Source organism: Gordonia oleivorans, assembly GCF_040044975.1.
In the GTDB taxonomy this organism is placed as follows: domain Bacteria; phylum Actinomycetota; class Actinomycetes; order Mycobacteriales; family Mycobacteriaceae; genus Gordonia; species Gordonia oleivorans.
Map to the genome: position 1 here is coordinate 236186 of NZ_JBDZDI010000001.1, position 13051 is coordinate 249236.

The 13051-nt window shown below is 67.0% G+C and carries 13 protein-coding genes; 5 read left to right on the forward strand and 8 right to left on the reverse strand.

Annotation, left to right across the window (positions count from 1 at the left end; translation table 11 throughout):
• Positions 1–65: 65 nt before the first annotated feature.
• From ABLE92_RS01010 to ABLE92_RS01020, 3 genes are read left to right on the forward strand one after another with little or no spacing between them, the layout of a single operon-like run.
• Positions 66–680 (forward strand): biotin transporter BioY, encoded by a 615-nt coding sequence (locus tag ABLE92_RS01010; RefSeq protein WP_348802646.1) that lies wholly within the window; start codon positions 66–68, stop codon positions 678–680.
• A gap of 51 nt (positions 681–731) precedes the next feature.
• Positions 732–1406 carry an energy-coupling factor ABC transporter ATP-binding protein gene (locus ABLE92_RS01015; RefSeq protein ID WP_348802648.1) on the forward strand — a complete coding sequence of 225 codons (675 nt, stop codon included), beginning with the start codon at positions 732–734 and terminating at the stop codon, positions 1404–1406.
• On the forward strand, positions 1403–2005 hold the full coding sequence (locus tag ABLE92_RS01020) for an energy-coupling factor transporter transmembrane component T family protein (RefSeq protein WP_348802649.1): 603 nt from the start codon (positions 1403–1405) through the stop codon (positions 2003–2005). The genes ABLE92_RS01015 and ABLE92_RS01020 overlap by 4 nt, the downstream gene beginning before the upstream one ends.
• Before the next feature lie 14 nt (positions 2006–2019).
• On the opposite strand, the gene ABLE92_RS01025 is transcribed toward ABLE92_RS01020, so the two are convergent.
• From ABLE92_RS01025 to guaB, 3 genes are all read right to left on the reverse strand, one after another.
• Entirely contained in the window at positions 2020–3804 is a 1785-nt protein-coding gene (locus ABLE92_RS01025) for a GMC family oxidoreductase N-terminal domain-containing protein (protein ID WP_348802650.1), read from the reverse strand.
• A 65-nt stretch (positions 3805–3869) separates the two neighbouring features.
• Positions 3870–5012, reverse strand: a complete 1143-nt coding sequence (locus ABLE92_RS01030; protein WP_348802651.1) for a GuaB3 family IMP dehydrogenase-related protein — start codon at positions 5010–5012, stop codon at positions 3870–3872.
• Positions 5013–5117: 105 nt separating this feature from the next.
• The gene (gene guaB, locus ABLE92_RS01035) at positions 5118–6629 is read right to left on the reverse strand and encodes an IMP dehydrogenase (protein ID WP_348802652.1); all 1512 of its coding nucleotides are present in this window, start codon (positions 6627–6629) and stop codon (positions 5118–5120) included.
• Between the two features lie 132 nt (positions 6630–6761).
• Here guaB and ABLE92_RS01040 point away from each other — a divergent pair, with 132 nt between their 5' ends.
• Complete coding sequence (locus ABLE92_RS01040) at positions 6762–7151, forward strand: DUF5319 domain-containing protein (protein ID WP_348803190.1); 390 nt, start codon at positions 6762–6764, stop codon at positions 7149–7151.
• A 42-nt stretch (positions 7152–7193) separates the two neighbouring features.
• On the opposite strand, the gene ABLE92_RS01045 is transcribed toward ABLE92_RS01040, so the two are convergent.
• From ABLE92_RS01045 to ABLE92_RS01055, 3 genes are all read right to left on the reverse strand, one after another.
• Positions 7194–8105 (reverse strand): anti-sigma-D factor RsdA, encoded by a 912-nt coding sequence (locus ABLE92_RS01045; RefSeq protein WP_348802653.1) that lies wholly within the window; start codon positions 8103–8105, stop codon positions 7194–7196.
• The gene (locus ABLE92_RS01050) at positions 8077–8667 is read right to left on the reverse strand and encodes a sigma-70 family RNA polymerase sigma factor (RefSeq protein WP_348802654.1); all 591 of its coding nucleotides are present in this window, start codon (positions 8665–8667) and stop codon (positions 8077–8079) included. Before ABLE92_RS01050 ends, ABLE92_RS01045 begins: the two co-directional genes overlap by 29 nt.
• 146 nt (positions 8668–8813) lie before the next feature.
• A complete protein-coding gene (locus ABLE92_RS01055) occupies positions 8814–9533 on the reverse strand; it encodes a hypothetical protein (RefSeq protein WP_348802655.1) in 720 nt (239 codons plus the stop codon).
• A 575-nt stretch (positions 9534–10108) separates the two neighbouring features.
• On the opposite strand from ABLE92_RS01055, the gene ABLE92_RS01060 reads away from it, so the two are divergent.
• A complete protein-coding gene (locus tag ABLE92_RS01060; RefSeq protein WP_053777703.1) occupies positions 10109–10405 on the forward strand; it encodes a WhiB family transcriptional regulator in 297 nt (98 codons plus the stop codon).
• Between the two features lie 136 nt (positions 10406–10541).
• Here the strand turns inward: ABLE92_RS01060 and groL are convergent, their stop codons facing one another.
• Entirely contained in the window at positions 10542–12152 is a 1611-nt protein-coding gene (gene groL / locus ABLE92_RS01065; protein ID WP_348802657.1) for a chaperonin GroEL, read from the reverse strand.
• A gap of 442 nt (positions 12153–12594) precedes the next feature.
• The gene (gene groES / locus ABLE92_RS01070) at positions 12595–12894 is read right to left on the reverse strand and encodes a co-chaperone GroES (protein WP_006334733.1); all 300 of its coding nucleotides are present in this window, start codon (positions 12892–12894) and stop codon (positions 12595–12597) included.
• Positions 12895–13051 lie beyond the last annotated feature (157 nt).

Sequence of the window (13051 nt, forward strand, 5' to 3'; positions counted from 1 at the left end):
CCGAGCCCGTCGACCGGCCTCGGGTTCCGGACGCACGAGTCGGGGTGGAATACTCGATGTCCGCGATGACTACTTCAGATACTCGTGATAGGCCCTGGTCACTGACCATCTCCGACATCACCCAGGCGGCGGTGTTCGCCGCACTCATCGCGGCGCTCGGTCTGCCGGGGAGCATCAACATCGGGACCAGCGGTGTGCCGCTCACGTTCCAGACGCTCGGGGTGATGCTGGCCGGTGCCGTCCTCGGCCCCAAGAAGGGCACCCTCGCGGTAATCATCTTCATGGCGCTGGCCATCGCGGGGCTGCCGATCCTCTCCGGCGGCCGCAGTGGTCTCACCGCGCTGGCCTCGCCGACCGCCGGCTACTTCATCGGGTTCCTGCCGGCCGTCATCGTCATCGGCCTTCTCACCGCGATGATGATGCCCCGGTACCGGTTCTGGTGGGGCATCGTCATCAACCTGCTCGGCGGCACGGTCGTGCTCTACACGTTCGGCGTCGCGGGTCTGCTGATCCGCACCGACCTCACCCTGTGGGCCGCGATCACCACCAACGGCACCTTCCTGGTCGGCGATCTCATCAAGGCCGTCGTCGCCGCCCTGGTGGCATCTCAGGTGCACCGCGGATGGCCGGGACTGATCACCCCGCTGCGCCGGTCGGCTCGCCGTGCGACCGCGAACTGACGTACGGCGTGATCGAGGCGCCGTGATCGAGGGCAGCATGATCGAGGCGGCATGATCGAGTTCGGGGGTGTCTCCCACGCCTACGGCGCCCGCACGGTACTGCGTGACATCACGCTGCGCCTCACCGAACACCGGATCGGCATCGTCGGCGCCAACGGCAGCGGCAAATCCACCCTGGCCCGGATGATCAACGCGCTGGTGATCCCCGACCACGGCACCGTCACGGTCAACGGTCTGCCCACCGCGAAGAACAAACGTCGCATCCGGCGCGAGGTCGGGTTCGTCTTCTCCGACCCGGACCGGCAGATCATCATGCCCACGGTGCGTGAGGACATCGAGTTGTCGCTGACCCGTACCGAACTGTCCAAGGCCGAACGCGCCGAACGCACCATGGCCGTGCTGCGGCGCTTCGACCTCGCCGACCACGCCGATCACCCCGCGGGTCGGCTGTCCGGCGGGCAGAAACAGCTCCTCGCGCTGGCGTCGATCTTCGTCACCGAGCCGAGCATCATCGTCGCCGACGAACCGACCACGCTGCTCGATCTGCGCAACAGCGCGATGATGCGGCGGGTCTTCGCCGCACTCGACGAACAGCTGATCGTGGTCAGCCACGATCTCGACCTGGTCGCCGATGTCGACCGGATCCTCGTCGTCGACGACGGGCGGATCGCCGTCGACGACGAGCCCGGCCCCGCGTTGGCGGCCTACCGGAAGATGATGGCGTGAACCCGCTGGGCATCTATCGGCCCGGCCACAGCGTGCTCCATCGCCTGTCCCCCGGCATCAAACTCCTCGGCCTGGCCGTCGCCATCGTGGCGATCACCGTGGGCGTGCGGTCGCTGACCACGCTCGGCATCGTCGCCGGTGGCGTGGTGGCGCTCTACGCCCTCGCCGGGATCGGCCCGATCACCGCGTGGCGGCAGTTCCGGCCCCTGCTGTGGATCCTGGTGTTCATCTTCGTCTTTCAGGTGATCTTCACCGACTGGCACCGCGCGGTCCTGGTGTGCGGGGTGCTCGCCCTGTCGGTGATGCTCGCGGCCGTGGTCACCCTGACCACGCGCACCACCGACATGCTCGAGTCGATGACCCGAGCATTGAACCCGTTGCGCCGCTTCGGGGTTCGCACCGATCTCATCGCCATCGCGCTGGCCCTGACCATCCGGGCGATCCCGCTGATCGTCGAGATCGCCACGCAGGTCGACGAGGCCCGACGGGCCCGCGGGTTGCGGCCCGGCCCACGAATCCTGGTGGCGCCCATCGTGCTCGGCGCACTGCGCACCGCCGACGGTTTCGCCGAGAGCCTCAGCGCGCGCGGACTGGACTGAGTCCCGGCGCCCCTTCAGCAGGCGTCGAGTTCAGGAGGCGTCGAGTTCTCCGAGGCGTCGACGTGATGCACCGGCGTGAGCGGCAACCGCAGTGCCCCGGGCGCGTCGGCCGGGACCACCGGATGCGCGGGTGCCACGGCATCGATCCGCCGGTAGCCGCCGCCCTGCTCCGGTCGCCGGTCATCCTCGCCCTTGTTGGGCCACAACGCGATCGCCCGCTCGGCCTGCGCGCAGATCGACAGTGACGGATTCACCCCGAGATTCGCCGAGATGGCCGCACCGTCGGTGATGTGCAGGGTGGGATAGTTCCACACCCGGTGATACGCATCGATCACGCCGGTGGCGGGATCGTCGGAGATCGCGCAGCCACCGAGGTAGTGCGCGGTGAGCGGCATGTTGACGATGTCGCCCCAGGTGCCGCCAGCGATCCCGCCGGGGAGTTTGTCGGCGATACGCCGGGTTGCCTCGTTGCCCTGGGGAATCCAGGTGGGGTTGGGTTCGCCGTGGCCCTGCTTGCTGGTGATGTATCGCAGCGGCCCACGGCGCCGGACGAAGGTGGTCAGCGAGTTGTTGTTGTTCTGCATCACCAGCGCGATCACCGTGCGCTGACTCCACTTCCGGACGTAGAGCAGGCGCACCATCATGAACGGGTTGGTGATCACCTGACGCAGGAACTGACCGAACCGATTCAGCGGACTGCCGCCGTCGGTCAGCGCGGTCTGCAGGTAGGCGATCGCATTGGACCCCTTGCCGTAACGCACCGGCTCGATGTGCGTGTTGGCCTCCGGGTGGAACGACGACGTGATCGCCACACCCTGCGAATAATCGTGTGCCGGATCATATTTCGCGGCCATCGCACCGAGGATCGACTCCGAGTTGGTGCGGGTCAGCCGACCCATCGCGTCCGAGATCTTCGGTAGCGTCGAACGTTTCGCATGATGCATCAGGCGCTGGGTGTTGAAGGTTCCGGCCGCGACGATCACCTGATCGGCGGTGAAGGTGCGCCGTCGCGCACCCACCGGGCCCCACGACGACGACCCGTGCGTACCGACCCGCCAGGTGCCGTCCGCGTCCCGGCTGATCGCGTCGACGGTGGTGCGGTCGATGATCTGCGCACCGGCCCGTTCGGCGAGGCCGAGGTAGTTCTTCATCAGGGTGTTCTTGGCACCCACCCGGCAACCGGTCATGCACGCCCCGCATTCGGTGCACGCCGTGCGCTCGGGTCCGGCGCCGCCGAAGTACGGGTCGGGCACCGTCTGTCCGGGCTCGCCGGCCAGACCGGTCTTGGCGCCGAAGAACACCCCGACCGGTGTCGCGGTGAAGGTGTCGCCGACGCCCATCTCGTCGGCGACCTCCTTGATCACCCGATCCGACTCGGTGAACGTCGGATTGGTGACCACCCCGAGCATGCGGCGCGCCTGCTCGTAGTAGGGAGTGAGTTCGTCCTCCCAGTCGGTGATGTGGTTCCACTGCGGATCGGTGAAGAACGGTGTGGGCGGCTTGTACAGCGTGTTGGCGTAGTTCAGCGAACCGCCGCCGACCCCGGCGCCGGCCATGATCATCACGTCCTTGAGGGCGTGGATGCGTTGGATGCCGTAGAGCCCCAACTTGGGCGCCCACAGCCACTTGTTGAGGCGCCAGCTGGTCTTGGCGAAGTCCGCGTCCTCGAAGCGCCGGCCGGCCTCGATCACACCGACGCGGTACCCCTTCTCCACGAGGCGCAGCGCGCTGACGCTGCCGCCGAAGCCGGATCCGATGATGAGCACGTCGAACTGGGTCGATCCATGGTGGGCTGCCATGAAAACATACTAATGCCGGTTGTCACATCGGGTGATCCGGGTCTCGTTTCCCGCCGTGACGCCGGTCAGCGATGGACGGTCAGACCGACCCGCTGGAACTCCTTGAGGTCGGAGTACCCGGCCTTGGCCATCGAACGACGCAGAGCACCAACGAGATTCAGCTCGCCGTACGGGTCGTCGGAGGGACCGGTGAGTACCTGCTCCAGACTCGGCCGATCCTGCGGGGTGGACACCTGCAGCATCGTCCCGCGCGGCGTATCCGGATGGGCTGCGGCCGACGGCCAGTACCACCCGCCACCGGGTGCCTCGGCGGCCGCGGCCAGCGGCGTGCCGAGCACCGCTGCGTCGGCACCACAGGCGATCGCCTTCGCCAGATCACCGGAGGTGTGGATGTCACCGTCGGCGATCACGTGCACGTAGCGGCCACCGGTCTCGTCGAGGTAGTCACGACGCGCCGCGGCAGCATCGGCGATCGCGGTCGCCATCGGCACCCCGATGCCCAGGACCTCACCGGTGGTGGTGGCACCGGCCGTGGACCCGTATCCGACGATCACACCGGCCGCGCCGGTGCGCATGAGATGCAGCGCGGTGCGGTGATCGTGGACGCCACCGGCGATCACCGGGATGTCGAGGTCGGCGATGAAGGTCTTGAGGTTGAGCGGATGCTCCGCGCCCTGCACGACGTGTTCGGCGGAGATGATCGTGCCGTGCACCACCAGGATCTCCACACCCGCGGCCAGCAGCGCCGGGGTCAGTTCGGGTGCGTGTTGCGGACTGACCCGCACCGCCGTGGTCACTCCGGCGTCGCGCACGGTGGCGACCGCCTCGGCCAGCAGGTCGGTGTCGAGTGGAGCCGAATGCAGCTCCTGCAGGCGCCGGACGGCCGCCTGCGGGTCGGGATCGGTGGAGGCCAGCTCGATCAGTTCGGCGATCTTGTCCTCGACATCGCGATGCCGGGCCCAGAGCCCCTCACCGTTGATCACGCCGAGCGCGCCGAGACGCCCGAGTTCGACGGCGACGGCCGGGGACACCAGCGCATCGGTCGGATGACTCAGGATGGGCGCATCGAACCGGTAGGCGTCGATCTGCCATGCGGTCGACACGTCCTTGGACGAGCGGGTCCGTCGCGACGGCACGATGCTGATGTCGTCGAGTTCGAACGTCTGCCGGGCCGTGCGACCCATGCCGAGGTCCACGAGGTCATGCACCGAGAGCGCCTTTCTGGTTCTGCGCACACCGAGGTCGTCGGTGTGGCGAGATCACGATTCGCCGACGGCGGGAGCCGCCGGCGTGGAGAGCCACCGGCGAGGCCGTCAGCGTGAATAGTAGTTGGGCGCCTCGGCGGTCAGGGTGATGTCGTGCGGATGCGACTCCTTGAGCCCGGCCGCGGTGATCTGGACGAACCGCGCGTGCTGCAGATCCGGGATCGTCGACGCCCCCGTGTAGCCCATCGCCGCACGCAACCCACCGACGAGCTGGTGGATCACCTGACTCAGCGGACCACGGAAGGGCACCCGGCCCTCGATCCCCTCCGGCACCAGCTTCTCCTCCTTGAGGACGTCGTCCTGGAAGTAGCGGTCCTTGGAGTACGACTTGGCCTGTCCGCGGCCCTGCATCGCACCGAGCGAACCCATGCCGCGGTAACTCTTGAACTGCTTGCCGTTCACCAGGATCAGATCTCCCGGCGCCTCGGCGGTACCGGCCAACAGCGAGCCGAGCATCGCTGTGGAGGCCCCCGCCGCCAGCGCCTTGGCGATGTCGCCGGAGTACTGCAGCCCGCCGTCGGCGATCACCGGCACACCGGCGGCCTGACAGACCGTGACCGCCTCCAGGATCGCGGTGATCTGCGGGGCGCCGACCCCGGCGACCACCCGCGTGGTGCAGATCGAGCCGGGCCCGACCCCGACCTTGACGGCGTCGGCTCCGGCGTCCACGAGGGCCTGCGCGGCCTCCCGGGTGGCGACGTTGCCGCCGACGATCTCCACGCGGTCGCCGATCTCGGCCTTGAGCTTGGAGACCATGTCCAACACGAGTCGATTGTGGGCGTGTGCGGTGTCGACGATGATCACGTCGGCGCCCACGTCGGCCAGTGCCATCGCGCGGTCCCACTGCGAATCGCCGGTGCCGACCGCGGCGCCGACGAGCAGTCGTCCGTCGGAGTCCTTGGTGGCGAACGGATGCTGTTCGGTCTTGACGAAGTCCTTGACCGTGATCAGACCGGTCAGGCGCCCGTTGCCGTCGACGATGGGCAGTTTCTCGACCTTGTTGCGCCGCAACAGACCCAGCGCCGCCTCGGCGGACACGCCCTCCTGCGCGGTGATCAGCGGCGCCTTGGTCATCACCTCGGACACGGCGCGGTCCTGGTCGACCTCGAAACGCATGTCGCGGTTGGTGATGATGCCGACGAGCTCACCGGTGTCGTCGACGACGGGCAGACCCGAGATGCGATAGCGCGCACACATCGAGTCGACCTCGGCGAGGGTGTTGGTCGGCGAACAGGTCACCGGGTCGGTCACCATGCCGGCCTCGGAACGCTTGACGGTCTCGACCTGCGAGGCCTGATCCTCGATGGACAGGTTGCGGTGCAGGACACCCATGCCGCCGGAGCGGGCCATCGCGATGGCCATCCGGGCCTCGGTGACGGTGTCCATCGCCGAACTCACCAGCGGCACCCGCAACGAGATCTTCTTGGTCAGTTGCGACGAGGTGTCGGCCTCGCTCGGGATCACATCCGATGCCGAGGGCAGCAACAGGACGTCGTCGAAGGTGAGGCCGAGCATCGCGACCTTACCGGGATCGTCTCCACCGGTGCGCACGTGTGTCATCGGTCCATGGTATCGGGCGTTTCTGGGGAAACCGAATACGGCGATCTGGGTCACGTCGACCGCACCGGACCGGGTCGTCGATCTGTGGAACCGATGCGGCGCAGGTCACGCGACATCGGCTACGGTGGTGGGGTGCGTGACCACCTTCCACCGGGCCTACCACCGGACCCGTTCGCCGATGATCCCAGCGATCCGGCGTCGGCATTGGACTCCGTCGAACCGGGTATCCCCCTCGACGAGAACGAGCGGCTGGCCGTCGAGGAGGATCTCGCCGACCTCGCCGTCTACGAGGCCCTACTGGCCCAGCGCGGGGTCCGTGGTCTCGTGGTGGTCTGCGAAGACTGCCACGAGGATCACTATCACGACTGGGATATGTTGCGCGCCAACCTCTTACAGCTGCTGATCGACGGCACCGTGCGCCCGCACGAGCCGGCCGTGGACCCGCGTCCGGACGACTACGTCACCTGGGATTACTGCCGCGGCTACGCCGACGCCCACGGACACCTCGGCAGCGAACGCTGAACGGCTGAGCACTCCCCTGCGCAGATCACCGCCGAACTCAGATCAGCTCGGACTCAGGACCGTCGACGCCGCGGCCGTGGTGCTCGGTACGCCTCCACTGGTCGGCACCGGAACCTCCGCCGACGTGGGCGGCACCTGACTGGTCGGCGGCACACTGGGAACGGTGGTCTGATTCGTCGGTTCCGATGTCTCCGGCGCCGTGGTCACGTCCGTCTCGTCGACGGGCGGTGCCGGCTCCGCCGACGCCGAGCCGCTGCGCGTGGTCGACGTCGACGGGCGACTCGACTCATCGGAGCGCAATCGGTTGATCCACTGGGTCATCTGCTCACGCGTACCCGAATCCGACACCGGCCCCATCTTGCTCTGGGCACGTTCGATCAGCTGCTGCGCCTGCGCGGTGTCACCGGCCGCGAGGGCCGCCTCGGCCTGCTCGAGATCCGAGCGCACGTCGTAGGCGGCCTGGGTCTCCGACGCCGCCTGCGCGAAGACCACCTTCTTCACACCCCAGAGCGGATCCCCGGGCTGGGCGCCCTCACTGACGACGGTCAGGCCGGCAGCGGCCACCACCGCGATCGCGGCCGCCCCGGCGACGATCCGCAGCGAACGGACCACCCCGGCGGCGCGGCGGGTGGGCATCTCGGCGGCCATCGCGCGTGCGACCTCGTCGAGGGCCGGAAGCGGTGGTTCGGGTGTGCCGATGACGTCATGTCGCCACCCCGACAACAGGACCGCGAGTTCATACTCGGCCGGATCCCTGGTGGGAGTGGACAGGTCGCGCGAGAGCGCATCGAGAAATGCGTCATCGACATGCACCTCTCGCACATCGATGGAATCGTCGGGGGCGCCTGATGGCACATATCCCCGCCGCTGCCCGGCGCCGGACGCGTCCCCCGACGGCCGACGATCCGGCTGCGGGCGACGTCGATCACGCTCGTCGTTCGTCACGTCGTCCACCTGCCTTCCTCAGCTCGTCTTTCAATTTCGCCAGCGCTCGATGCTGGGCCACCCGGACCGCGCCCGGTGTGCTCCCGACGGCGTCGGCGGTCTCCTCCGCCGACATCCCGACGACCAGCCGCAGCACCAGGATCTCCCGCTGCTTGTCCGGAAGCACCGACATCAACTGCCTCATCTGCCGACTCGCATCGGATTCGAGTGCCGCCTGTTCGGGCCCACCGAGGACGGTGGTCACATCGGGCACCTCGTCGACCGGGTCGGCCTTGACCCGCCCGGCCACCCGCATCGCGTCGGCCACCTTGTGCGAGGCGATCCCATAAACGAAGGCCATGAACGGTTTGCCCTGATCCTGATACCTGGGCAAGGCCGTCATCACCGCCATCAACGCCTCCTGAGCAATGTCGTCGGCGGAGAACAGATGTCGTTCTCCGACCCCGATTCGCCCTCGGCAGTAGCGCAGGATCGGCTCATGCACACTTTCGAGAACTGACGTGAGCGCTGCGCGGTCGCCCTGCCTTGCGGCGTGGACGGCGGCGTCCAACTCATCACCTGTCAGCTTCATCGTCAGTACTGATCCCCGCGTTACACGTTGTGTGACTGGTCTCACCAGCCCTTATCGGCCATTTTCCCGCCCGGCGAAGCGGGCGATGAAGGCACCGCGTCGGCGACCAGGCGGCGTGGCCGGGCAGTGGACCCCAAGCAGACACCTTAGCGATCGTTTGTCACGGTCACGAATGGCATGCCGCGCGCATACAGCAACCGATACCTGTCGTCCATATCGGTGCGGACATATGCGTCGTCGTCACCGATACCGGCCAACAGCGACAGTGCCGCCCACTCCAACGGGATCAAATCGCCCGCGGCCGCTTCGGCACGAAGCCGACGGGCCGTGCGGATCGCCGGATCGGTGTCACCGGAGGCGGACACCGCCGCGGCGACGATGAGTTCGGTCTTGATGCGGTGTCGTGGCGGTGCGGCGGCCCCGAAACGCCGCACCAGGGCCAGCGCCCGCCGCGCCTCGATCAGCGCCGTCGCCGGATCACCGGTGTAGAGGGCCCGTTCGGCCCGGACCCAGAACAGTCGTACCCGCGGACGACCGGTCACCCACTCCTCGCCGACGGTCTCGTCGTGGGGCGCCAGCACCCGGTCCGCTCGATTCAGGAGGCGTTCGGAGGCACCGAAACGGCCGAGCCCGAGGTTGTCGGCCGCGAGATTCACCATCACATCGGCAACCGCGGCAACCGCGGCGTGGTCGTGGACATCGGGCCGCGGGTCGACGAGAGCCAGCGCCCGACCGTCACGCGTCAGCGCATCACCGTGCCGACCCGATTGCCGCAACAGCGATGCACCCGCACTCACCGACAGGGCCGCCAGACTCGCATCGCCCAGGCGTCGGGCGACGAGACCGACCTCGTCGAGGCGGGTCATGGCAACACAGCCATATCCCCGCGCACCGATCTCGACGGCCTCCGACCACGCCGCCCAACGTCGATCACCTGGCGAAACGTGGTCCGGATCACCCTCAGAAGAACCAGTTAGCATGAATTTAACCCGGCGACACAATTGTTAAAAACCCTTCCAAGGTCAATGGGCGATGACGCCAATGTTTCTATTACGTTAATCGCCGCACCGGCGTGCCGCCCCTCCCGCACGACCACCTCGGCACCCCCATCGCGATCCAACCGCCAGTATCCGCTGGTCACAGTACATCTCGGCACCGAAACCGCCACCCGAATCCACGCCCGAGAGCACCTGTGCTAACGGCCAGTACGTCACTAACACCCCGTTAACAATGGCGGAATCTTTCCGATCTCTGCCCCCCAATTGACGGTATTGACGTCGTTTCTCAGGCCCGCTTAGTGTTTGCTTGCGCCGAGCGAAAACACCCGGGTCAGACCCCCTGAACCCGATCGTCCGAACCCGATCGTCACCGCAACCGCGCACGGACCACGCCACGACCGCGATCACCCGCGATCCCCGTCCTGCAACAAGGAGAAGCTGCCATGCCCCAGCCCAATCACCTCCCCGGACCCAACGCAGACGTGTGGGATTGGCAGATGCACGGCCTGTGCCGCGGCGTTGAGTCGTCCATGTTCTTCCACCCGGACGGAGAACGCGGCCGTGCCCGCGCACAACGTGAGCGTCGCGCCAAAGAGATGTGCCACCAATGCCCGGTGATCGCCCAATGCCGCGAACACGCACTCGCCGTGGCCGAACCCTACGGCATCTGGGGCGGGCTGTCCGAGTCAGAACGCAGCATGCTGATGAAGCGCGGCGTCGGACGCCGCATCGCCAGCTGACTGTCACACCGCCCGGATCATCGCCGGTCGGATCACGCAACCAGACCAGACACCTCCGGGGTGGTCACCATGGAAGTGACCACCCCGGAGGTGTGTCTGTCTGACGAGGCGATGACCGTCAGGTCACCCCCGCACGTCAGTGGGCGTGACCATGCCCATGATCATCGCCGCCCTGCTCGGGCTTGTCGGTCACCGCGGTCTCGGTGGTCAGCACCATTCGCGCCACCGACGCCGCATTCACCACCGCCGACCGGGTCACCTTCACCGGATCGATGATGCCCTCGGCCACCAGATCGCCATAGGTCAGGGTCGCGGCATTGAAACCCTCCCCCGACTCGGCAACCCGGTTCACCACGACCGCACCGTCGACACCGGCATTGGTGGCAATCCAGAACAACGGTGCCTTGACGGCCTCGCGGACCACCCGCACACCCAGCGCCTCATCAGCATCGGTCAGCTCATCGGCCAATGCGTCGAGCACCGACGCCGCGGCCACGATCGCCGAACCGCCACCGGGGATGATGCCCTCCTCGACCGCGGCCTTCGCCGCCGCCACCGCATCCTCGACGCGATGCTTGCGCTCCTTCAGCGCGGTCTCGGTCGCCGCACCCACCCGGATCACCGCGATACCACCGGCCAGCTTCGCCAGCCGCTCGGCCAGCTTCTCCCGATCCCAATCCGAATCGCTCGCCTCGATCTCACGGCGCAACTGCGCGGCACGATCGGCAACGGCCTCCGAGGTACCGGCACCCTCGACAATCGTCGTGGTGTCCTTGGTGACCACCACACGACGCGCCGACCCCAGCAGATCCAGTTCGGCGGTCGCAAGATTCAGACCGATGTCCGACGAGATCACCGTCGCACCCGTGACCACCGCCAGATCCTCCAGGAACGCCTTGCGACGATCACCGAAGAACGGGGCCTTCACCGCAACAGCTTTGATCGTCTTGCGGATCGAGTTGACCACCAACGTCGACAGCGGCTCACCCTCGACGTCCTCGGCGATGATCAGCAACGACTTACCCGCACCGACCACCTTCTCCAGCAGCGGCAGGAAATCCGGCAACGAGCTGATCTTGTCGCGGTACAGCAGCACCAGCGCGTCGTCGAGCGCCGCCTCCTGGGCGTCGGCGTCGGTGACGAAATACGGCGACAGATAACCCTTGTCGAACTGCACGCCCTCCGTCACATCGAGGTCGGTCTGCAGACCCGAACCCTCCTCGACGGTGACCACACCGTCGACACCCACGGTCTCCATGGCCTTACCGACCATCTCACCGACCTCCTCATCACGCGACGACACCGTCGCCACCTGCGAGATCGCCTTCTCACCGGCAACCGGGGTCGCCACCCGCAACAACTCCGCGCCCAGCGCATCGGCGGCCTTGCCGATACCCGCGCCCAACGCAATCGGATTGGCACCGGCGGCCACATTGCGCAGACCCGCCGCCACGATCGCCTGAGCCAACACCGTCGCCGTCGTCGTACCATCGCCGGCCACATCGTTGGTCTTCGTCGCCACCGACTTCACCAACTGCGCACCGAGATTCTCGAACGGATCCTCCAGATCCACATCACGCGCAATCGTCACACCATCATTGGTGACACTCGGACCACCAAAAGCCTTGGCCAGCACCACATGCCGACCCCGCGGCCCCAACGTCACCTTCACCGTGTCGGCGAGCTGATTGATACCCCGCTCCAGCGCCCGACGGGCCTTCTCGTCGAATTCGATTTGTTTGGACATACACTCTCCTGTGTTTTTTGGCGCCGCCTCCGGCGACGCGCAGTTTGCGCCCTTGTGCACCGCTCTTCGTCGTCGCCCGCGCCGTCGCTTCGCTCCTTGCGGGCTCCTCCTGCATCGCGGCGCGGCGCAAACTGGCGGTGGTGGCGTTCACTCCACTCACCAACCGCTCACACCTGCTTCCGCATCGCGGCGCGAACGGGTGGTGGTGGCGTTTTGTGCACTCACCAACCGCTCGCGCCTGCTGCCGCATCGCGGCTCTAACAGGTGGTGGCGTTTGTGCACTCACCAACCGCTTGGGCCTACGCCTGCATCGCGGCACGTTGCCAGTGGCGATCAAAGTGGCTATTGGATTGTTGACCTGCCGGCTCTCTCAGCAGCTCCGCCCCGGCACCCCTTTCAGGGGTACCGGGGCGGAGAAAGACACGAGAGACCTCGTGATCTCTTACTTGCCGATGACAGCGAGCACGTCGCGCGCCGACAGGATCAGGTACTCCTCGCCGGCGTACTTGATCTCGGTGCCGCCGTACTTGCTGTAGATGACGGTGTCGCCTTCCTTCACGTCGACCGGGACGCGGTTGCCCTGCTCGGTCACGCGGCCTTCGCCGACAGCGATGACGGTGCCCTCTTGCGGCTTCTCCTTGGCGGTGTCCGGGATGACCAGGCCCGACGCGGTGGTCGTCTCGGCCTCCACGGCCTGCACCAGGATCTTGTCCTCAAGCGGCTTGATGTTCACGCTCGCCACGATGTGAGTCCTCAACTTTCTCGTCTGAGAAATCGATGTATTTGTTGCAGATGTCCTGCACTTGGGGCTCTGCCACAAACCTCGTCGTCGCGGGTGCCGAGGTTCACAACACAGTGCCTACTAGCACTCTATACATGCGAGTGCCAGCACTCAAGGT